Raw genomic sequence first — 21,829 nt, 5'->3', positions numbered from 1 at the left:
ATGAACTTGGCATTAAATGAAAGTAAAACACAAGCAAAACGGTTATTGAAATCGCTTAAGAGTACAGAGATTCTGCCAAATGAAATCGCAGGTATGCTAAAAAAGTTAGGAGTAACATCAATTACACAGTTACAACTTAAACACTGTTTAGCGCTGATTGCTCAACGATTAGGCTTTGCAAGTTGGCATCATGCGCAGGAATTATTTTCAGGTAAAGCATCTATTGCCGATCAGCCTGATATGGGAACACTCTTCTATAAAGGGACATGTAGCACCTTTTTGAATTTGTGGTTTTCTGATTATCAAGAAGCAAAACAAGCATTAACCACTAACCCAGAAAACACTTGGTTAGTGCCTTATAAAAAACAATTTATCGTGGTAAAACGTGAATACTTAACGGCCTTACAGTTAACGGAAGAAAATATCGCATTACTTAATAAAGTGCAGCATGATCTCTATCACAGTTATAACACTGAGTGTTGGGATCGCACCGCATGTGCGGTAATTCGTAAACAACCTTTATTTTAATCATTAAGCCGTGTGTTTTCGCCCAAGCGAGTATTTGCTAGCTTGGGCTTTTCAATCAGCTTTTTGCCGCTCACTTTCAACACTAACCAACACGCAGTAACTGATACGAAAAAGCGCTTATCCACAACAAAAACTGATAATAAAAAATATAAAATAGAGTGACCCCAGATACCTAACGCCGCGTATAAGTATTCATAGTCCAAGCTTAATTTCACAAGACACATTAATCAAAAGTTCAATTAAGCACTGTTCATCATTGGACTAGGCAATTTGCTTAGAGCTAGAATCAATCTCGGATCATGTATAAATGCTAAATCATTAAATATGATTAAATTAATTTTGACTCGCGTGTAAACTTAATAAAGCGTGTTCAGGCCCCTGAAATTGACTAACAAAGGCATTGATCAAAGGAAACAGTGTTTTTTTCTGTTCTAGCGAAAATGTTTGGTCAATTTCTGCTTTTATTTCCGCAATACTTTTTAGCCTGTCGATACTTTTCGCTTTTACAGCACTCGTTTCGACGTCTACATCAAATAACAGCCTATTTATTTTACTTCCAGTAGAAATTTTCGGCCATACAACTGCGCCTTTATAGTTAGGGTGCGAGTGATTGGCAAAATGAACGAAGCGTAACATCATCTCTTTACTAAGGTTTTTTCGTGCAATGTCATTATTATCCGAGAAGGTTAACTGTTGCCAAAAGCTTTGTACCATATGTTGCCACCGGCCAAAGTGAAATGAGGTATCTATTGTATGGAAAGCGCCGATACAATCGCCAAGTTCATCAGGTAAAGGAGAGCGACCTTGTTCATCAGGCGAACCGTAGCCCATTTCATAAAAGTATATCGGCCACGATGACGAGTGTTGACTTGCATGATAAAAAGTCTCAACCGTTAACGCTGTCAGCAATTCTGTTGCATATTGCCCCACTAAGCTTGCATCTGCCGGACTGAGCCAATTAAAAACATTATAGGCTCGATCACAAGTCCAAGCTTTAGCTTCGTCCTTGGTTAACCCTACCATTATTGGCACTTTATTTATCAGGTTACCATCACTAATGAGTTGTGCTGTTGGCGTCAATGGCATGACGACACCATCTCTTACGGCATTAAAATCTGGGTTTATCTTCATACCAGCATCTACTATTGCCTTGGCAGGGATATCTAGCATTTGTTTATCAATATCTTTAGCACTCATTTGAAGATATTTCTTGCCAAGCAGGGTCTGTTCTAATTTCACAGATGCCTGCTTTGCTTGTTCTTTAGAATAGTCGATCGGAATACCCGATTGAATAAAGGCTTTGTGAAATAAACCACTAGCCATATTTGTCGCCAGCAGGTTAAAAATGTTTTGTGCCCCTGCGGATAAGCCGCCAAGCGTGATATTATTAGGATCCCCACCAAAAGAGTGAATATTATTTTTGACCCATTTTAAACTTTCAATAATATCTAATAAACCTAAGTTACCTGAGTTATCTAACTCATCGATTGACTTATCTTCATGGCTATAAAGCCAACCTAAAAAACCTAATCGATACTGCATGGTAACAACGACCATATCCCCTTCCTGAGCTAGTACATCGCCCAAACGTGCAGGATTGTTTATCATTCCCTGCTCATTTGAGCCACCATGGATATAAACATGCACAGGAAGTTGGGGTTGGTTGTTATTTGGTCGCCAAATATTTAAGAACAAACAATCTTCAGTGCCTATGTATCTTTTCGAATCAAGTTCATCGGTATATTGGGGACAAGCTTGAGGGTGTTGCGTTGCTGAACGAACACCTTTCCATGGTATGACAGGTTGAGGTGCTTTCCAGCGTAAATTTCCAATTGGCGCTTGAGCATAAGGAACCCCAAGCCAAGTAATAACCGCATTATCCTTTATTAGTTTCCCGCTAATTTGGCCTGCGGTTGTTACCCTAAGTTCTGCCTTATCTAACGAGGCTTGGTTTAGTTGTGTTTTATTGTGCGCACTACTGACGGGGCTAAAAATTAAGAAAATAGCGCTGAACACAATGGCGACAATGGATTTACTATTCATCAAATGAAGGTAGGGTATACATATGTTCATATAATATCAGCCTAATAAATAATTAAGCTCCAAAAGCAGTTTTGGAGCTTATTTGCTATATGAGCATTAGTCGAACTTATACTCAACACCAAACGAAATAGTGCGTGGTGTGTTTACCGTTGTTACTACCGTGTCATCAAAAAATACCGGGCTCTGCATCAGGGTCGGCACTCGTTCGTCGGTTAAATTTCTAGCTGAAATTTTAAAAATCCAATCTTCATTGGCCGTAGTAAAACTCATGCTTGCATCAACTGTGGTATAACCTGATACTAAAGAGTACTCAGGTAGAGAATCTTTTACATATTGCTCATCGGTATAATTAACCGAGATACCTGACACCATATATGCACCATTGCTAAAATCCACTTCATGCGTTAAACCAACATTCATCTGAAATTCAGGCGCTCTTATGAAAGAACGACCACTTAAGTCTTGTGTACACGCCCCTTCAGCACCAGATGCATTGTGTTGCGTTAGCTGTTCATAGGTGCAACTACCACCTTGGTAGTCGTCGTAAACAGCATCAAGCAAAGCAAAAGAAGTATTTAAAGATAAACTTTCAGTTAATTTTGCTCTTAAATCAACCTCTAAACCTTTTGCAGTCGCTTCAGCGGCATTGGTGGTTAAAAACCTAACTCCCGACATAGAATAAACTTGCAAGTCCTGATATTCAGAGTAGAACATCGCTGCATTTAATGCCGCTCTGCCTTGCCAAAATAGCAATTTAGTACCTAGCTCATAGTTATCCACTTGTTCTTCATTGAAGTCCCCTGCACTACCATTTAGGTCGCTAGAGTCGAAACCGCCCCCTTTAAAGCCTCTGGTATATTTAGCGTATGTCATCGCTTTATCATTGATATTGTATTGCAATGCAAACATAGGAGACCAATGTTTCTCACTGCGGCTGCCTTTATCGGCATAATTCTCTATACCTAATCCATAGGCATTAATAAACAGAGTCGTTGGATCCATCTCTGGGATATCAGTATTAAATTCCTGAATTTCAAGTGCACGTTTTACGTCCTTTTTCTCATCGTTATAACGTAAACCACCTTGTAGTTGCCATTTGTCCGAGATATTCCATACTACTTGAGCAAATGCGCTCCAGGTAGTGGTATCTTGTGCAAACGAACGCTCATTTTCTGTATCAGGGTAACCCACAATACTGAGCTCTGCAGCCAATCTTGGTGTTGTTAGGTATTCACTGTTTTGGAAATAGAATCCCCCAATATATTCTAGATTGCCAGTATTTAACAATTCAAAACGGAGCTCCTGACTGAACTGTTCAAATTCATCATTGGTATCAAACCAAATTAAAGGCACAGGGGTGAAGTCACTGTCTTCATTCTCAATTTCTGCATCGTACTGAGAATAGCCAGTTACCGATACGATACGTAAATTTTCCATTTCATAAGATGCTTCAACGACGCCATTTATCGCTTCGGTAATAACGTGGTGTTCAACTCCCAGACGACCGGTTGAAGTTTGCAAATCCACCTTATTTTCAGCGTCAGGGTCGACCATTTTCATGAAACCTTCATAACTTCCAAAGTCAAAAAGTTGGTAAAGCCCACCTTGTAAATCCTGCTTCGAGTACTCTAATTTAGAGTAGAGTTCTAACTCGTCCGTTGGATTCCAATCTAATGACAAACGAATAATTTTTTCATCTCTTAGGCGTTCATCTTTACCGGTTATGGTATTTTCTAAATAACCTTTATCTTGCTGTCTAACCTTTGTCGCCAATCTTGCGTTTAAATTATCAGAAAGAGCGCCATTCACTATGGCTGTGACTTGTAGATCTTGATACTCGGCATCGTAATCCGCACCAAATTTTCCGCTAAAATGATCATTTGGCCTCGCCGAAACAATATTTACGGCACCTGCTGTGGTGTTTTTACCAAATAATACGCCTTGTGGTCCGCGTAATATTTCGACTCGCTCCACGTCAAAAAATGGCATCGCAAATTGTTTAGATCTACTGCTATAAATTCCATCAATGAACATTCCAACCGACTGCTCAAATCCCTTATTAGTGCCGGAACCTAAACCACGCATAGCGATATTCATACCACTTGCGCCTTCAGTAATATTAAAGTTAGGTACATAGGAAGATAGGTCGTCTAATTGACTTATGTTCATAGCTTCAACAAACTCACTTCCTACCACAGCTACAGAAATAGGTACTTCATTTAGGTTTTGGGATTTCTTCTGCGCAGTAACTTCTATTACTTCTAACTCAAGTTGCTCTACTTTCTTTTCTTCAGCGGCGTAGGTAGACGTTACACTGAGCATGGTAATGCCTGCTATAATAGCCGTATGTAATGGATGACGCTTCATATTCACTTCTCCAATTCCTGTTGTAATTTTATGTTATATTTTTAGTTTTAATTGTTGTTTTAATATCTTGTTATGATGTTCAGTCGATATTTAATTGTTAATATTTTCAATCAGTTTGACCTTGCCAGTAGGACCATATTCCATAACCAACTCACCTTCATCGAACAGTTCAAGCTTCGCTTGGAAACGCAGCACTCGTTTTATTTCTTCACAGATTTTTTCGTCTAGTTGCTGTTTGCTTGCTAAACTTAATGAGCCTTTACATTCAACTTTTATATGAAGTGGAGGGGCTACGACAGGTGATTCTGATGTTTTCATCACCTTAATATTACCGGTTACTTGGTCGGCAAAACGCATGATTAAATCTCGAATTGCCGAAGGAAAAACGTTTACACCTTTCACTAACAACATGTCATCAACACGACCTAAAATTTTAATTCGAATTCCAGGAAAACCGCATTTACATGGTTTAGTGTTTATTTGAATTAAATCACCGTCCTTAAATCGAATAAGCGGTCCTACTTCACGCTCCAATGCGGTATAGACAAACTCTCCTGTAGCACCATCTTGCCATGGCAATACAGTGTTAGTTTCACGATCGTATAATTCAATAAATGTGGAATCTTGGGCGATAAAATGTAGACCGTCATGTTCCGTGCACGAGGTAAATATTGGATTTAAGGCTCCGGTGCCTCCAGCCATATCAAATAAGGTCGCGCCACCAAACCCCTCTTCTATTTCTTTAATGATTTGGGCTTCACTGCCCCCCGGTTCACCATAAACAAAGACTTTTTTTATGCCCATGGAAGGTAAGTCTATATTTAACTCGTTTTTACATTTCTTAATCAAAATGCGGGCAAATGAAGGCGTGCAGATAATGACATCAGGATGAGTTAATTCAATCATCTCTGCTACTTTTGCTGTTCCGACAAGACCACCTATTGGGATCACGTTGGCACCAAAATCTAATAGCGCATCAACCGTAGGAATGCCAGCTACCCACATGCTCATAACGCCGGCCATCAGTACTTTATCGCCTGGCTGAATACCTGCGATATCCGCCAAACGTGCCATATGCTTAAAAATAATTTGACGATCTGTATAACTATGGCCTTGGAAACTTGGCGTACCTGTGGTGCCGGAAGACGCACTCATACGATTTACTTTTTTTTCATCGCATGTGATATGCATACCCAACGGGTGACCTAAGTGTTCTTTGGACTGAGCCTGACTCTCTCGCTCTTCGTATTTATCGAAAGTAGGGTACTGGCTAAGTTGTGTTACATCATCAAATTCATAAGGATTCACATTCGCTTTATCAAACTTTTCTTTATAATACGGCGAGTCCTCATAACATCTGATGAGTAATTGTTTTAATTTACTTGCTTGATATTTTTTCAGCTCATCTGAATCAATTGGTAATTTGGTCCATTCTGACCATAACTCGTCATTCATCACTTATACCTTTGCTATTACTCGCCGATAAATTTGGGCTTACGCTTTTCGATAAAGGCCTGTCGACCTTCGATTGCATCTTTAGAGTTCAGAATTGTCTTTCGCTTGATCGCCATTTCAGCACAGATATCAGCGAAGCTCATAAAATGACTTTTTACGGCTGCGGATTTAGTTGCTTGAATTGCCAGCGGACTTAAAGCGGCAATTTTCTCTGCCCAGGCGAGCGCTGTGTCATAGACGTCATCGTCATTTACCATGCAATTTACTAAGCCGGTTTTAGCAGCCCAGTTGGCATCTTTATGCTCACCCGTAAGCAACAACTCCAACATATAGGCGGAACCAATTAATCTGGTGCCATGTATTGCGGCATTAAGTGTTGGCAACCCTACTTTTGCTTCTGGTAAACAAAAGCTCGCGTTTTTACCACAGATTCTAATATCAGCACCTAATACCAGACTAAGTCCTTCGCCCACACAATAACCGTTAATTGCCGCGATAATAGGTTTGTCACAAAAATATTCTTCTTCTAAATCAATTGTGTAGATGGCTTCTAATGCTTTAATATCAGTGGTGGTAGACATAGCGGCGTCAAGTGCTTTAACGTCAACACCTGCAGAAAATGCTTTTTCAGAGCTAGATGTAATTACTGCAACCCATGCATTGTTGTCATTTTTGAAGCGATTTGTCGCCGCATTAAATGCGAGATACATGTCGGGGTTAAACGCGTTCATCGCATCTGGACGGTTTAACGTAATGGTGGCGATATTATCTTTGCACGTATATTCAACCAAAGACATGGATACCCCTAAAGTGTTTTAATTCTAATCAGGTTATCCAATATATGAGGCAATTTTGTCGCTCACCACGACTTAACAAGTCCGGTTGCTAGAAATATTCGTTAATAAAAAAGTAACGGGTGTGTTTGATCTTTACTTAATATAGATAAATCTACGGTTTTATCTTCAGGGTATAAAATGACACTGATCATGTCGGGTAATGAAGAAAATGTTAGTGGCCCTCTTAAGCCAATACTTTGTGAAAATGTCTCAAATTTAACAGGTTTACCATTGAGGAGAACATGAATACTCCAAAGACCAGCAGCTGGTTGACTGGCAGCGATTTGTTGCCAATTTTTCGGAACAAATTTTGAAGAGATTAATTTTTCAAACCATGCTTTCCTTTGTTCATTTTCATCGTACAGAGTGGTTTGATAAATGGACAACAAGATATTACATAACGATGATTGCCAAGCTTGTGGCAAAAGCTCTTTCTCTTCGTAGCTGAACAAACAATCAAACATATTCATGATCTTCGTTTGATCTCTATCTGGTAGCATAATACTTTGAAGCCCCAACCAAGATTTGTTAATCGCGATAAAGTTGGCCGTCATTAAATCAATAATAAAGGAAGGGTAAGGATCGTTATGGGACAGAAAGCGAATGATTTCCGCTTTTCTAGAGGCATACTCAGGTAAATGAATATTTTCAGCCACTCGTCCTGTGGCATAACCCGCCGAAAATAAAAGATTAACCTGATCTCGATCGCTGAGCTGCAAAGCTTCAGAAATTTTTTCAACCATTATTTTAGTTGGTCGTGCGTCACCTTTTTCTAATCGGCTGATATGTCTAGCTGCTGACTCGATTCGAAAAGCAAGTTCTTCCTGACTAACGCTTTTCACCTTACGCCAAAACTTTAACGTTTTACCAAAGCCATTATCATGTCGGCTATCGCTCATATCACGCTTCTCATATTAAATTACACTTTAGATTTTTAGTTACTGGTAGTAAAGTGCGTACTTGTCGACCCGGACTTATCACGTCATGGTGCTCATCAAATTCCTAACACACAATCAGTAATCGTATTTTTGCAGACTACTACATACTGTTTAGTGAAGACAAATACTCGTTAACAGTAACAAAAGCTAAACAATAAGGGTAAGACTTAATAAATATTTATTCAACTGCAACGAACGCCAAGTCAATTAAGCAATAATGAGTATTAACAAGAGAGGTAGTGATGTCTAATTCTAGTAAGAGGGAATATGGGTTTTATTTGACTCGCTATGTATCCTTATTGCCCTTGCTAACAATGATGTTACCAACTATTTATTTTAGTACTCAAGGAATATTATCGACTAAAATCATGATGGTTAGTGGCGTTATTGGGTTAATGCTGGCGTCACTTTTAGCAAAGGATAAAACGCAATATTGGAAAACTACGGTTAACGCTCTAGGAGACTACACAGGACTTCTGGTATTCAAGTTGTTTTTGCTCGTCGGAATTTATGGTGAGCTTTTAAACGAGGGGCAATTGCCTGAAGGGATCGTTTGGTTATCAGAGACTTTAGCCTTAGGTCCCGAGTTTTATGCGGTTTTCGTTTATTTCGTCTGTAGTATTTTAGGTACCGCGATGGGCACATCTGTAGGTACGATTATGGTGATGACACCTGTCCTTTATCCTACGGCCTATGTTATTGGCGCAGATCCAGCGTTAGTATTAGGTGCAATATTAAGTGGAGCGGCGACTGGAGATCATTTTGCCCCAGTCTCTGACACCACCATTATTTCATCAAGTACTCAGCACTATTACAAAAAAAATGAATGTGCCCAAGTAGGTGAGGTAGTAAAAGGAAGGTTAATTTATGCCATTCCAGCATTTTTAATTTCCTGTATTCTTTATATTGTCGCAAGCTTTTTATATAGCAATGATGGGCAAACCAAAGTCGTCATCGAAAACTCTTCCAACGCATTAGGACTGATAATGCTACTTCCTATGTTAGTCGTAGTTTATTACGCCGTTCGTGGCAAAAGTATATTTGAAGCACTTACCTGGGGCATAGTTCTGGCTCTAGCTTTGGGACTGGGGTTTGAACTTTTCACACTACAACAACTATTTCATATTAAAGGCTCTGAGCCTGAAGGAATTTTAATCACAGGCGTGATTAAGAACCTTGAGACCATCATAATGATCATTTTAATGATGGGAGCCTATGGCATATTAAAAAGTTATGGCCTATTAGATTGTTTAGTAAGCAAGCTTGGACAAGTATTTGGCAAAACAACCAGACAATCAGAGCTGTCAATGTTCGGCATCACTTGGATGTTTAATTTCTTATTCATTGGATTGGTTGCCAGAATTACAGTTATTGCCGGACCAATTGTTAATGCATTAGGTAAAGCACAAAATATTCATCCTGTTCGACGAGCCAACATATTAGATGCTACCGCCAATAGCTTTAGTTTTTTTATGCCCTGGCACATTTGGCCTATGTTAATGATAATTACCACTAAGTCACTTAAAGAGAAGTACCCGTTTGTCGAATTACCCGATCCTGCGGCTTTTCTTACCACAACCTTTTACCCCCTTATCATTTGGTTCGTTGTATTAACGTTTATTATCAAAGGGGTTGGTCGACGATTCGAGTAAACCAGATATTATCGGCTGTTATCAGTGAATAGTTAACCCCACATTTGGGGGGAATTCGACTAAGTTTTAATCAGCTTTTTGCCGATCACTTTCAATACTAACCACAAAATAAAAGCTGACATAAGAAAGCACAACCACCAAGGTTGTCCAAAGCCTACAGGTAGAGTGCCAAAAATAATGCAGACACTACCAACAACCAAAGCATAAGGCATTTGCGTTCTCACATGCTCGACATGATCACACTGAGAGGCCAATGACGATAAGATAGTAGTATCAGAAATAGGTGAACAATGATCTCCCCAAACAGCCCCTGCTAACACAGCAGCAATAGATGCATATAAAATATGTATATCCATTAAAGCTGCTGAATTTTCGGGATTAGAGATCAAGCTCCAGCTGAGTGGAACAACTAGAGGCATTAAAATCGCCATCACTCCCCATGAGGTACCTGTGCCTAATGCAATGATGCCGGCTAAAATAAAAATAATACTAGGTAAAAGAGCAGGCGAAATATCATTGCCAATGATACTTATTAAGTAATTTGCAGATTGCATTTCAGTTGTCACCTCAGCTAATGACCAACTGAGCACTAACACAACAACAGCCCCCATCACCGAATTAACACCTGACAACCACGCATCGAATACCTGAGTTAGTGTCAGTGATGTTGTCAATACTGACAGTAAAATAGCCACTATAGATCCTAAAAACCCCCCAAACGCTAGAGCAGCTAAAGAATCAGAACTGCCAATAATATCTTGAAGCGTTTCACCACTACCTGAAAACCACATTCCTAAAATCACCGTAAGGATCAAAGTCGCAATCGGGATCAGCGCAATGTGAACAGATCCTTTGACGACATTATTTTCACTATTTGCTGCATCATTATCACTTTCATTTGACACTGACGAATGAGATGAAAATGCCTTTTGTTCGGCGCGATACATAGGACCAAAATCTTTTCCCGTTAAGATAACAATCAAGACAAAAATAATGGCTAAAAAAGGATAAAAACTATAAAACAATGATTGAATAAACATGGCATAAGGCTCTGTTAATTCTTCAATCGAGGAGATAGATTGCTCAATTAAACTGACTAAATACCCAATCCATAAAGAAATAACTGCAACCGATGCCACTGGCGCTGCGGTAGAATCAACTATATACGCTAGTTTCTCTCTCGAAATTTTCATTTTATCCGTCACTGGTCGCATGGTGTTACCAGTCACTAACGTATTGGCATAGTCATCAAAAAATATAACAAGTCCCATCACCACGGTTGCCAGTTGCACTTGCTTTATCGATTTAACTTTACGTGAAATAGCTTTAACAACACACCTCATGCCACCATTAAAGGAAATGACATTCATTAATCCACCGATAAAAAGAGAAGCTAAAATAATGACAATGTGGCTTTCATTGACAAGCACATTCACGGCATATTTATTTGAGACATCTATCAGAGCTAAAATAACTGCTTGTAGATCACCACCATTAATTAACCATGCACCAAACCAAATCCCCATGAATAATGCGACCACAACCTGTTTCAAAATGAATGCTGCTAAAATTGCGATAATAGGAGGAAAAATAGCCACTATAGAGTCGCTATAAGACGTTTTATCAAAGACGGCAATCATAATGAACAAAAGAAAAATTGAGGTAAATCCAACGACAGGTAAGTGACGCATAACGGCGTTCCTTCATCATATTTCCTCATTTCACTATAGGCGTGTTTTATCATTTAAACGAATTAATAAGATGTATAACGCAGCTTACAGTCAAAGAATAAAACCAAAAAATAAAATGAACCCAATCACCTAATGCTACGTATAACAATTAATTATCAATAAGAAGGTGTGACATTAATATGCGATTACTAATGATAACTATCACGGTATTAATACTCACTGGCTGTAGTAGCCACTATCCAAACCAGAATGTCGTAGGAAAAGTGTTCCCATCCGTTAGCGGTCAAAGTTTAGCCCAAAAAAGCGTTGATATTCCTAAAGATTTCAACACTGAACTTACGCTATTATTAATTGGCTACAAACAAAATTCACAGTTTGACATTGATCGCTGGCTAATTGGCTTAGATATGACTCAGACCAACATTCCGGTTTACGAATTACCTACTATTGGCGGCATGTTTCCACGTATGTTTAGCACCATGATCGATAATGGCATGCGCGCAGGCATTCCTAAAGAGCTGTGGAAAGGTGTCATTACTATCTATCAACATGGTGAACAAGTTCAAGCTTTTACCGGTAACGAAAACCCAAATAACACACGCGTTGTGCTTATAAATGATAGTGGCAAAATACTGTATTTTTATGATCGAGGATTTTCTGTCGGAGCATTAAATCAGCTAAAAGAGACGATTTCAGCGCATCAGTCACCCATTACCGTGCAATAGTGATCGAAGGGGTTAAATTATCCAACAAGATAACGAACGTTGTACAACGGCAGCCAGCATTCATTATTTAGCCCAGTTTCCTTTAATATTCTTCTTGTGACATCAAACTCAGTTCAATAATCTGATCATCTATCTCTTCACAATTCATTTTTTATCCGCGATGACACAATCGTATTTTACTAACGACTAATATAATAGCTAATACATAACGTTGAACTGGGTTTTTACATGCATAAAGAATTTGAACAGGTGATTATCAATAACCAAGGGCGGATACATTACATCGCTTCACGTTATTGCCACGATGGTGAGTTCGACGATATGTATCAAGAAATATTACTACAACTTTGGCGCAGTTTTGAGTCTTTTCAAGGGAATGCAAGCCGAGAAACCTGGGTGTATAAAGTCGCATTAAATACGGCTTGTTCTTTTGTGAAAAAAACCATTAAACACGAAGAACTAAAACAAGTTATATCGAAAGTGATGACCAACTTGATTGAGCCAGCACAAAATAACTGTCAGGCCGAAATATTAAACAACTTCATGAACCAGTTAAGTGATACTGACGCAAATATCTTAATGATGTATTTAGATGGTTTATCTTCCGAAGAAAGTGCCGATGTGATTGGCATTAGTGCTAATGCCGTGCGATCACGGGTGAAACGAATTAAAAATGAATTTGAACGTCAGTTCGTAGGAGAATAATGATGAAACTTGATGACTTAAAACAAGACTGGCAAGAGAGCATTACAACGCCGACTACTGCCACTGATTTAACAAAAGTGATTGCTGCGTTAGAAACACAAACAACTAAGATAAACAAAGAAGTTAAGCGTCGAGATATGCTTGAAATATCTATCGCTTTACTGTTAATTCCTGTTTGGCTGTATGGCTTATTTATCAGTGCAGGCGTATTACAATCCACTGGCTACTTTATCGCAATATTATCCTGCCTGTTTATCCCTTATCGTTTAATCAAAGCAAAGAAAGTCAAAGCTCCTAAAGATACGAGTATCAAAGCTTTTTTACAAAACGAACAGCAAAAGATTTTACAGCAAAAGCTTTTACTTGAATCTATTGTAAGCTGGTATATAGCCCCACTAACGGTCAGTATTATATTGATCACACTTGGGGGAACCGTTGACTCAAAGGGTATCCCACATCTCAACTACTCTTTGATTATTTATTATAGCTTTTTAACACTGCTAGTTTTGGGTATTTATTTTTTAAATAAACGCGCGGCAAAGAAAAAATTCACGCCGTTATTAGCGAAAATAAACCAACAACTATTAGAAATTGGCCAACACTAGCCTTATTACATTGCTCATTAATCAATCACTTTGCTCACCTTATGATAATTTAGCTTACATTTATCGCTAGACCGAATATCGCTAGACCGAAAAAATTACACATAAACTTAAAAAAGAGAAATAAAATGAACACTAATCAAAAACAAAAACACACCTTAATTACTGTATTGATTACCGTCTTTATATGTCTAATTAGTGCTGCAAATAGCCATGCTAGCTCTGATATCAATTCGCTCACTCAAATTGTTTCACACAAAATGATTCTAGAAAAAATAGCCGAATAACACTCTCTTAGATTTATTACAAATGCATCAAAATAGATTGCTGGTCTTTCTTAGGCATTTTATCAACAACTAACTTAAATGAATTATCTATCATGCGCTCAATTTCCCCTTGTGGAATTGAGCCATCAAGGATCACTGTGTTCCACTGTGCTTTTCCCATGTGATAACCCGGTATCACTGCTTCAAAAATATCTCGTAGCATCACAGCTTCATCAGGATCACATTTTAAATTGATGCAATAATAACCTGCCATCTTACCATCAGTGCCTTTCTCATTACCTTTACCTAGAGAAAGCGTGGCAAACATCTTTTTTTTCACACGAAAGACTTTAACGTCTTCACCAAACGGGTAATACAATGAAGACTCTGGTTTTGCTAATAGGTAAGCTTCTACTGCTGTTTCATCCATAATAATCACTTCCTTTACACAATAAAACATTCACTTAAGTGATAGTAACATTCTATAGCAAGCAATAGAGTAAGCTAGCTAAATATTAACCTTAAACTGTGCAGGTAAGTAGTTCAGTATTTAGTCAGAACGTTGAGTGAAATCAACAAAATGGTTAAATATTAAGCTTATCATCTGTAATCAACGAGTTTTAGTCTCTTCACCCAACAAGTACGCTCTGTCAGTTAGCAAAATTAACACTAATAAAAAGTGGCTAAGTATTCGTCAATTAATTGAAAATGACAATTTTATTCTATACTGAAGTCATTACATCAAACAGGGGTTAGTTATGCAGTATTTACGATCGATCTCCATCAAGTATCGCTTAATTGCCATGATTGCAATATTAGTAGTTGGGTTAATCACCATCAGTACTATGAGCCTTATTAATGTCAAAAAAGTGCTTTACTCTCAGCAACAAGAAAAAGTCCAAAAGGTTGTTCAAGCAGCGCAAAGTATTGTTGATCATTACCATAAACTTCAAACTGAAGGTCAGCTCACAGAGCAACAAGCAAAAGCTCAGGCTCTCGAAATATTAACTAACTTTCGCTATGACAATAGCAATTATGTTTGGGTCAATGACTTCGAGCCTAGAATGATCATGCATCCCTTTAAACCACAATTGAATGGTAAGTCGTTAGCTGCATCGAAAGATCCAGATGGAACGCCTTTATTTGTCAACATGGTTAAAGTAGTCAAAGCTCAACAAGCAGGCTTTGTGCCCTATAAATGGCCGAAACCTGGTGCTGATGAACCCGTTGATAAAATTTCATATGTCACAAGTGTTCCCTATTGGGGATGGATTTTAGGCTCAGGCATGTATGTTGATAATGTTGAGCAATTATATGCCAGCCAACGTAACACCATCGTCTCACTGTCATTACTAGTATTAATCATTCTTAGTTTAATCACGTATTTCATTGGTTTAAGCATACGCCGTCCAGCGCAGGCAGCGTCCGAGATGATGGAAGATGTTGCTGAAGGTGAAAGTGATTTGACCAAGCAACTCAATGCAGATGGCAAAGATGAAATTGCCGATATCTCACACTTTTTCAACCGATTTATTGGCAAAATTCGTGATTCATTAACGCAGGTTTCAACACAAGCCAACGATGTTTTAAATTATGCGAAAGAATTAGAAATAGCCAGTGATAAGAGCGCTGCATTCATTCAACAACAAAGCGATAACACCACCCAAGTCGCTGCCGCAATGGAACAAATGACAGCCAATATTCGTGAGGTCACTCATAATGCGGAATCTGCTGAGTCTGCGGCGCGCGAGGCGCAAAATAACACGACTTCGGGTAAAGAAGTGCTCTCGACCACCATTCAAGAAGTAGAAAGCCTGTCTCAAGCCATCGATACGGTTAATGGTGTGATTAATGAGCTGGCACAAGAAAGCCAAAACATTGGAGCTGTATTAGATGTTATCCGAGGTATCGCCGAGCAAACCAACCTACTAGCACTCAATGCCGCGATTGAAGCTGCCCGAGCAGGCGAACAAGGCAGAGGATTTGCAGTGGTCGCTGATGAAGTTAGAACATTGGCCAGTAAAACAGCGCAAAGTACCGATGAAATAGATCAAATGATCCAACGTCTACAAACCGAAGCAAATAAAGCGGTTCAGGCGGTATTGTCCAGTAAAGAACTGTCAGTCCATACGGTTGAAAGCACAAACGAGGCAGATAAAGTGCTTAGCTCAATCAATGAACAGATAAAAGTAATCTTTGATATGAATTCACAAATTGCCCGAGCAACAGAGCAACAAGCAGATGCGGCAAGTGAGGTGAATTTACGTGCCAATGAACTCGCCACTATGACTAATGAATCCTTAGCGAATGCAGAAGGAATTGCCCAAATTGGTCATCACTTAACCCAAAGCAGTCATAATGCATCAACCATAGTGAATCGCTTTAAACTCTGATCTACTCGGTACAAAGGATACAGCCAGCATTTGCTGGCTGTATCCTGTACACCATTTACCTCACCGCCAGTTGGCGATAACTCATTAAAAACGATAAGTGACTTCTGCCCAAGCACTGATGCCTTCTGCGGGTAAACGTTTCATAAGTGCAATATCACTGCCTTCGACTCGGTTATATCCCCCTAAATGACGCTGATAATTTTTGTCCAGCACATTATCAACACCAGCACGCACAGTAAGCGCTGAGTTAATGAAATATTGTAAATCAACATTAAACACGCCGTAACCTGCCGTTGTTTGCTCCTCATTGGTTTTGGCGACATTGCCCTGACGAGCCGCCGCTGCGAACATTGAATTCACTAACCAGTTTTCACCACTGTAGGTAACTTTAATATGACCATTTAGCGGTGCGACTCGATACAAGTGATCATTGATATCACGGCGTTCCCCCTGCACATGACTGGCAACACCTGTTATAGACCACTCATCGTTTACTTGATAACGCCAATTCACATCTGCGCCATATAACTTGGCATCAACATTGGTAAACTGTAGCGGGTTATCATCACCTGACATCATAGATGCCATCATCTTAGCTGACATCTGTGACATACCTAATGGCGTGCCCTGAATGTAATCATCGATACGCTGATAAAACACATGTGGCGCAATTGAAAAGTCTTGTGTTTGATAATTAGCACCTAAATCCACTTGATAAGCCGTTTCTTCATTAAGCCCGATATTACCTATATAGTTATTGCCATCGGCTAAGCCCCCTGTTGCTTCCATCGGAGTCCATAAGTAACGCTCTTGATAGGAAGGCGCACGCGTTTTCACCCCTAAACCGAGATTAAGTGACAACCAATCAGCCATACGATGATCAATATTAAGTGCAACATCGACTAAATCATCCGATACCGAACGATCCGCATGATTAAAACCATCTCTTAATTCAGTCGCAAGTTGTGCCATTTTCGGCATTGCCATCATCGTCATTGATGTGGCAACAGTACCAGCATCGGCAACGATATGCTTTAAACGAGTACCGAGCTGCACACTGGTCTTGTCATATTGCTGTTGCCACTGAACATAAACACTGATCCTATCATCCTGCACATGATTAAAATTAACCACTTCAAACATGGCATTATTGGGATTGGATATCACAGAGTGGTGATCCGCTAAATAACCATCAACACCTAAATCGATTTCACCTAATGAAAATTCACGCGTGATTGAGCCACTAAAGTCAACCGTTTCAGCCGTTGCATGATTGCGGCGATACTTGGTTGGATTATTATTCTGGCGCATTAAAAAGTTGGTCATGCCATGATCTGCATCGACAAAACCTAACGTCCATTCACCTTGCCAGTCTAACCAATTGAACGCCCCATCAATACTGGCTCTATGACTAAAAATATATTCAATATCCATCGGTAGTGCTGGGGTGCCGGAGTGTTGCGTGTCGGTATAATGATAACTAATACCTAATTCACTCTCTGATGAAATATAGCGAAGATCACCGCCAAATTGACGTTTTTCAAATTCGCTAGGTAATACATGACGACCATCACCAGTTTCAATATCATCTCCCGATTGCAAATTACCGTATAGCATAAAGGCGTAGTCGCCTTGCGCTATATTCATCACGGTAGATAAGGTTTTTGCCTGATTATTACTGCGGTAGCCCGCTTGTAAATCACCAAACGTATTTAAACGGCTTTGATGCGACACTTCTGCTTTGCGCATATTGACTTCAATTGAACCAGCTAAGGTATCAACGCCGGCTGAAACAGGTGCTACACCTCGGTAAACCGTCATCGAATCAACAATTAATGGCGTTGAATAGCTTAACGGGGTATCCATGGCATTCGGCCCCGCGCCGATCACTGGGTGACCATCAAGAGAAATCGCCAGTCGGTCACCATATAAACCACGATATTGTGCGACTCCTGTTACCGGCCCATTGGCATTAATATTTGCCCCCGGCACTGACACTAACCAATTGGCTAAATCAGGTTCACTGGTTTTACCTTGCGCATATTCATGATTATTTTCTAGCCCTTGTAAGCGCTGATTGGTAATGGTGATCACTTCAAAATCCATCGTAGGATCACCTGAATCATTGGCCGTAGCAACGAGAGAATATCCTGCTAACGCCAATGTCATTAATTTTACGGCATACGCACAGGGTTTAAGAGAAAAAGACATAGTACCAACTTACTTAACTATTAAAATTAGCTTTATTTTCAGTGAAATAAGTAAGTTGAACAAAAGGAAAGTGACGAACTGCGACAATATGTCGCAACTCATCCTAACTGAGTTTGACCTAAGTCAAAAAGCGCTGCTATCGACACAGTAGCTTAATCAATCACGCCAGCTTGTTTTAAATGATTCATTGCTAACGCGATACGATCAGCTTTCATCTGCTGATAAGTAGGACGATTAAAATTGAGCGCAAAGTAATAACTTTCGTCGGCAGTTTCAACAATGCCAACATACCAACCTAACATACTGCCATCATCAACCTTACCTGCCCCTGTTTTTGCATAAATACGATAATCATCCGTCATTTTAGCTAACATGACTTTACGTAATTCCTGTTGCGTTTTCTCGGATAACGCCAATTGATTTTGATGTAGTTGCTGTAAAAATTTCACTTGCTCAAGGGCAGAAATTTTCATACTGCCATTGAGCCAAAAGTTATCCAGACCCGAACTAATATCTTGATTACCATAATTAAACGTTTTCAAATAATGGCGCATCTGTTTATCACCAATATCTTTCGCTAACTGACGATAAATAGCCACCATGGAAAACTTATAAGCACTGGTTAAGTTATATTTAGGCAGTTTCCATACGCTTGGCCACCAAGCTTGGGGCGGGTAAGCTGTATCATCGTAAGATAAGGTCTGCCCTGCATCGTTAATCACCCCAGTCTCTAAACCAATTGCCGAGTTGGCAATTTTAAACGTAGAGAAAGGCGATAATGCCTGTTCAGCTCTTGCTTGATTAACTATGACTAATTCATTGCTCGAATGGGTCAATAACACAAAAGTACAATCATTATCTTCGGCTAAACAAAGATTATTATCCGCGGCACTAATATTTAGCGACATCATAGTTGTCACCATAACCATTATTGAAATTAAGCGCTTCACTGCATTTCCTTTTTAATCATCATTCTAGAAGTTATATCTTAGCTGAAACCTTAGCGTATTTTTTTATAATAATTAATGACAGATATCAGTTTTTATACATTCTTTTACAAAAAGTAGTGAAAGTTCAAATGCTTTGTTACACACTATGTGAGCATTTTTTCTGATTAATTGATGACAATTAATCACGCGATGGCACAATAGCGGAATAAAGAATTAAAAGGATAGTAAATGAAACGTTTTATCGGCGTTTGGCTGATCATCATAAGTAGTATCGCTTCAGCAGCCGAACAAGCTGAAACCCTATTCAAACAACTTGCCCCATCTTTATATCAAATTCGGTTAATTGATAAAGCAAGTGGTGAAAAATCTTCCATTGGATCGGGCTTTCAAATCAGCGGCGATGGCTTAATCGCCACTAATTATCATGTTGTTTCAAGTTATGCACGTCACCCTGAAAAATACCGCATTGAGTTTTTAGATAATCAAGGTAAAAAATCAACGCTAACACTTGAAAGCATCGACGTGATTAATGATTTAGCGCTAGTAAAGCGTGAGGTGCAACAGCCTATGGCGTATTTCACCATTTCAGATTCTGTCCCTGCAAAAGGGGAAGAGTTGTTTTCTCTGGGTAATCCTCATGATCTCGGCATGATTGTTGTGCCAGGCACATACAATGGACTCAAGAAAGAGTCATTTAATGATCGTATTCATTTTACTGGTTCGGTCAACTCCGGCATGAGTGGTGGGCCGGTAGTCAATAAAGATGCCCAAGTTGTTGGTATTAATGTCGCGACATCTGGCAATCAAATCGGTTTTTTAGTGCCTCATGATAAATTAATCGATTTAGTTAACAACTATCACCAAGATAACTCACTCACTATAGATCAACAAATGAGCAAGCAGCTCAATGAATATCAAGCCAATTTAATCGATCGCTTACTTAAAAGTGACTGGCAACTAAAAAAACTTGGCCAAGGAATTATCCCCACCATCGATGTGCCATTTATCCGCTGCTGGGGTGAGTCAAATGCTGATAAATCAGACGCGTTAATGATGCTAGCCGTCGCTAATTGCTCCTTAGAAGAAAACACTTATATTACCAGTGATTTTTTTACTGGTTCCTTAGAAATGGAATTTAGATACCTACAAGCAAAAAAACTCAGCAACACTAAGTTTTATCGTTTATTCCAGCGACAAATTGCTCGTGTTATGCCCGGAAATAAAGCGGGCAAGGACGATGTAACCGAGTTTCAATGTCAACATGATATCGTCATGCCAAGCCATCAATTAATGACCACTAAATCGATTTTCTGTACCCGTGCCTATAAAGATTTTGATGGGCTCTATGACGCTTTATACCTCAGTATTTCGGTAGATAGAAACGACCAGGCGTTATTAAGTCACTTTACCTTAGCAGGTGTTTCACAAAAGAGTGCTCAAGCGTTCACTAAGCAATTTATGGAGTCGGTATCATGGAAGTAATCATTGAAGAAATCAGCCGAGGTCATAAGTTAATTGGACGCCACAAATTTGCTCAACAAACAGTCAGTATTGGCAGGGGCTACCACAGTGATATTATTTTATCGGATCCCCATGTTTGTGCTGAGCATTTAACCATAGAATTTGATGGTGAGAACTGGCGTATTATCGATCAAGACAGTATCAATGGCTGCTTTTTAGATGAGGGTAAAAAACCAGCCGATGGTCACATCGTCCGCTCAGGAGATATTATCACCCTAGGCAAAAGCCAAATACGTGTGGTGTTTCCCTATCATCCCGTGGCAACCAGTATCACCTTAAGCCCATTTGAAAACTTAATTAATTTAGCAAAACACCCTGTGGTGTTAAGCGTTAATATTTTAATTTTCGCTTTATTAACGGGTTGGATATTCTATTTGAATAATCCGAAAGAAGTTAACTTTACCCAGTTATTAGTACCTGCGGTTGGCTTGAGCTTAATTTTTGCTATTTGGCCAGCCATTGTTTCGCTGGTCTCCCATTTAACCAAACATGATGCTCGTATATTTACTCAATTAGGCATCTGCTTTATTTTTTATAATTTAACTTGGGTCAGTGATTTTTTAGAAGCATTTCTTCAGTTCAACACCTCAAGTGCTTCTGTTTTACCCACATTAAGTAAATTACTACCGATAGTGATCGCTTTCTGTTTATTCTGGCTTAATGGTTATATTGGTTTTCATCTATCAAAAACAAGAAGAATAGTAATAGCTGCCAGTTTAACAGGATTGCTCTTTGGCGGAGGCTTCTTAGTTCAGCTCAGTAAAAAGCCAGAATTTAGTATTAGACCTAAATTTGATTCTACCTTATTAACGCCTGACTTTCTTATTGCCAAAAGCAGTACGGTAGAAGCATTTATCGAAGATTCAAATAAACTCTTTGACAAAGTAGAAAAAAAAGCAAAGAAAGATAAAGAATAAAGCCAAAAGGCTAACCATTCGGTTAGCCT

Annotated in this window: 17 protein-coding genes; 8 read left to right on the top strand and 9 right to left on the bottom strand. The window is 39.2% G+C overall.

All coding sequences use genetic code 11. The features are described from left to right. Positions 1 to 528, top strand: coding sequence for a hypothetical protein (locus IV514_RS15875; RefSeq protein ID WP_206486285.1), 528 nt, complete (start codon positions 1 to 3; stop codon positions 526 to 528). Between the two features lie 333 nt (positions 529 to 861). On the opposite strand, the gene IV514_RS15870 is transcribed toward IV514_RS15875, so the two are convergent. The 5 genes from IV514_RS15870 to IV514_RS15850 form a co-directional block, all read right to left on the bottom strand. After that, the gene (locus IV514_RS15870) at positions 862 to 2,601 is read right to left on the bottom strand and encodes a carboxylesterase family protein (protein ID WP_206486284.1); all 1,740 of its coding nucleotides are present in this window, start codon (positions 2,599 to 2,601) and stop codon (positions 862 to 864) included. Positions 2,602 to 2,667: 66 nt separating this feature from the next. Next, entirely contained in the window at positions 2,668 to 4,938 is a 2,271-nt protein-coding gene (locus IV514_RS15865; protein WP_206486283.1) for a TonB-dependent receptor, read from the bottom strand. A 90-nt stretch (positions 4,939 to 5,028) separates the two neighbouring features. Then, a complete protein-coding gene (locus tag IV514_RS15860) occupies positions 5,029 to 6,393 on the bottom strand; it encodes a hypothetical protein (RefSeq protein WP_206486282.1) in 1,365 nt (454 codons plus the stop codon). Between the two features lie 17 nt (positions 6,394 to 6,410). After that, on the bottom strand, positions 6,411 to 7,190 hold the full coding sequence (locus IV514_RS15855) for an enoyl-CoA hydratase-related protein (RefSeq protein WP_206486281.1): 780 nt from the start codon (positions 7,188 to 7,190) through the stop codon (positions 6,411 to 6,413). Between the two features lie 101 nt (positions 7,191 to 7,291). Further along, positions 7,292 to 8,128 (bottom strand): helix-turn-helix transcriptional regulator, encoded by an 837-nt coding sequence (locus IV514_RS15850; RefSeq protein ID WP_206486280.1) that lies wholly within the window; start codon positions 8,126 to 8,128, stop codon positions 7,292 to 7,294. Positions 8,129 to 8,409: 281 nt separating this feature from the next. On the opposite strand from IV514_RS15850, the gene IV514_RS15845 reads away from it, so the two are divergent. After that, on the top strand, positions 8,410 to 9,819 hold the full coding sequence (locus IV514_RS15845) for a Na+/H+ antiporter NhaC family protein (protein WP_206486279.1): 1,410 nt from the start codon (positions 8,410 to 8,412) through the stop codon (positions 9,817 to 9,819). A 59-nt stretch (positions 9,820 to 9,878) separates the two neighbouring features. On the opposite strand, the gene IV514_RS15840 is transcribed toward IV514_RS15845, so the two are convergent. Further along, positions 9,879 to 11,510: a Na+/H+ antiporter NhaC family protein gene (locus IV514_RS15840; protein WP_206486278.1), complete on the bottom strand. Its 1,632-nt coding sequence runs from the start codon at positions 11,508 to 11,510 to the stop codon at positions 9,879 to 9,881. A 179-nt stretch (positions 11,511 to 11,689) separates the two neighbouring features. Here IV514_RS15840 and IV514_RS15835 point away from each other — a divergent pair, with 179 nt between their 5' ends. The 3 genes from IV514_RS15835 to IV514_RS15825 all read left to right on the top strand — a co-directional run bounded on the left by IV514_RS15835 (position 11,690) and on the right by IV514_RS15825 (position 13,545). Next, positions 11,690 to 12,235, top strand: coding sequence for a hypothetical protein (locus IV514_RS15835; protein WP_206486277.1), 546 nt, complete (start codon positions 11,690 to 11,692; stop codon positions 12,233 to 12,235). Between the two features lie 228 nt (positions 12,236 to 12,463). Further along, the gene (locus tag IV514_RS15830) at positions 12,464 to 12,940 is read left to right on the top strand and encodes a sigma-70 family RNA polymerase sigma factor (RefSeq protein ID WP_206486276.1); all 477 of its coding nucleotides are present in this window, start codon (positions 12,464 to 12,466) and stop codon (positions 12,938 to 12,940) included. Beyond that, positions 12,940 to 13,545 (top strand): hypothetical protein, encoded by a 606-nt coding sequence (locus tag IV514_RS15825; protein WP_206486275.1) that lies wholly within the window; start codon positions 12,940 to 12,942, stop codon positions 13,543 to 13,545. The genes IV514_RS15830 and IV514_RS15825 overlap by 1 nt, the downstream gene beginning before the upstream one ends. Positions 13,546 to 13,845: 300 nt before the next feature. On the opposite strand, the gene IV514_RS15820 is transcribed toward IV514_RS15825, so the two are convergent. Continuing rightward, entirely contained in the window at positions 13,846 to 14,238 is a 393-nt protein-coding gene (locus tag IV514_RS15820) for an MmcQ/YjbR family DNA-binding protein (protein WP_206486274.1), read from the bottom strand. Between the two features lie 328 nt (positions 14,239 to 14,566). On the opposite strand from IV514_RS15820, the gene IV514_RS15815 reads away from it, so the two are divergent. Beyond that, entirely contained in the window at positions 14,567 to 16,201 is a 1,635-nt protein-coding gene (locus IV514_RS15815; RefSeq protein ID WP_206486273.1) for a methyl-accepting chemotaxis protein, read from the top strand. Positions 16,202 to 16,285: 84 nt separating this feature from the next. Here IV514_RS15815 and IV514_RS15810 read toward each other — a convergent pair whose 3' ends face one another. Both IV514_RS15810 and IV514_RS15805 read right to left on the bottom strand, forming a co-directional pair. Beyond that, the gene (locus IV514_RS15810) at positions 16,286 to 18,412 is read right to left on the bottom strand and encodes a TonB-dependent receptor (RefSeq protein WP_206486272.1); all 2,127 of its coding nucleotides are present in this window, start codon (positions 18,410 to 18,412) and stop codon (positions 16,286 to 16,288) included. A 152-nt stretch (positions 18,413 to 18,564) separates the two neighbouring features. Then, positions 18,565 to 19,323 (bottom strand): class D beta-lactamase, encoded by a 759-nt coding sequence (locus tag IV514_RS15805; RefSeq protein ID WP_206486271.1) that lies wholly within the window; start codon positions 19,321 to 19,323, stop codon positions 18,565 to 18,567. Positions 19,324 to 19,590: 267 nt separating this feature from the next. Here IV514_RS15805 and IV514_RS15800 point away from each other — a divergent pair, with 267 nt between their 5' ends. After that, complete coding sequence (locus tag IV514_RS15800; RefSeq protein ID WP_206486270.1) at positions 19,591 to 20,844, top strand: serine protease; 1,254 nt, start codon at positions 19,591 to 19,593, stop codon at positions 20,842 to 20,844. Then, on the top strand, positions 20,835 to 21,800 hold the full coding sequence (locus tag IV514_RS15795; protein ID WP_206486269.1) for an FHA domain-containing protein: 966 nt from the start codon (positions 20,835 to 20,837) through the stop codon (positions 21,798 to 21,800). Before IV514_RS15800 ends, IV514_RS15795 begins: the two co-directional genes overlap by 10 nt. The last annotated feature ends 29 nt before the right edge of the window (positions 21,801 to 21,829 follow it).

It is taken from the genome of Thalassotalea sp. G2M2-11, from assembly GCF_017168195.1.
GTDB lineage: Bacteria > Pseudomonadota > Gammaproteobacteria > Enterobacterales > Alteromonadaceae > Thalassotalea_E.
The sequence above is the reverse complement of the archived record's forward strand: the minus strand, read 5'-3'. Positions and strand labels throughout refer to the sequence as shown.

Coding starts and splice junctions, on each gene's coding strand:
- IV514_RS15875 (WP_206486285.1), top strand. CDS start 1: ATGAACTTGGCATTAAATGAAAGTAAAACACAAGCAAAACGGTTATTG.
- IV514_RS15830 (WP_206486276.1), top strand. CDS start 12,464: ATGCATAAAGAATTTGAACAGGTGATTATCAATAACCAAGGGCGGATA.
- IV514_RS15865 (WP_206486283.1), bottom strand. CDS start 4,938: ATGAAGCGTCATCCATTACATACGGCTATTATAGCAGGCATTACCATG.
- IV514_RS15815 (WP_206486273.1), top strand. CDS start 14,567: ATGCAGTATTTACGATCGATCTCCATCAAGTATCGCTTAATTGCCATG.
- IV514_RS15820 (WP_206486274.1), bottom strand. CDS start 14,238: ATGGATGAAACAGCAGTAGAAGCTTACCTATTAGCAAAACCAGAGTCT.
- IV514_RS15850 (WP_206486280.1), bottom strand. CDS start 8,128: ATGAGCGATAGCCGACATGATAATGGCTTTGGTAAAACGTTAAAGTTT.
- IV514_RS15845 (WP_206486279.1), top strand. CDS start 8,410: ATGTCTAATTCTAGTAAGAGGGAATATGGGTTTTATTTGACTCGCTAT.
- IV514_RS15810 (WP_206486272.1), bottom strand. CDS start 18,412: ATGTCTTTTTCTCTTAAACCCTGTGCGTATGCCGTAAAATTAATGACA.
- IV514_RS15860 (WP_206486282.1), bottom strand. CDS start 6,393: ATGAATGACGAGTTATGGTCAGAATGGACCAAATTACCAATTGATTCA.
- IV514_RS15805 (WP_206486271.1), bottom strand. CDS start 19,323: ATGATGTCGCTAAATATTAGTGCCGCGGATAATAATCTTTGTTTAGCC.
- IV514_RS15795 (WP_206486269.1), top strand. CDS start 20,835: ATGGAAGTAATCATTGAAGAAATCAGCCGAGGTCATAAGTTAATTGGA.
- IV514_RS15800 (WP_206486270.1), top strand. CDS start 19,591: ATGAAACGTTTTATCGGCGTTTGGCTGATCATCATAAGTAGTATCGCT.
- IV514_RS15825 (WP_206486275.1), top strand. CDS start 12,940: ATGATGAAACTTGATGACTTAAAACAAGACTGGCAAGAGAGCATTACA.
- IV514_RS15840 (WP_206486278.1), bottom strand. CDS start 11,510: ATGCGTCACTTACCTGTCGTTGGATTTACCTCAATTTTTCTTTTGTTC.
- IV514_RS15835 (WP_206486277.1), top strand. CDS start 11,690: ATGCGATTACTAATGATAACTATCACGGTATTAATACTCACTGGCTGT.
- IV514_RS15870 (WP_206486284.1), bottom strand. CDS start 2,601: ATGAACATATGTATACCCTACCTTCATTTGATGAATAGTAAATCCATT.
- IV514_RS15855 (WP_206486281.1), bottom strand. CDS start 7,190: ATGTCTTTGGTTGAATATACGTGCAAAGATAATATCGCCACCATTACG.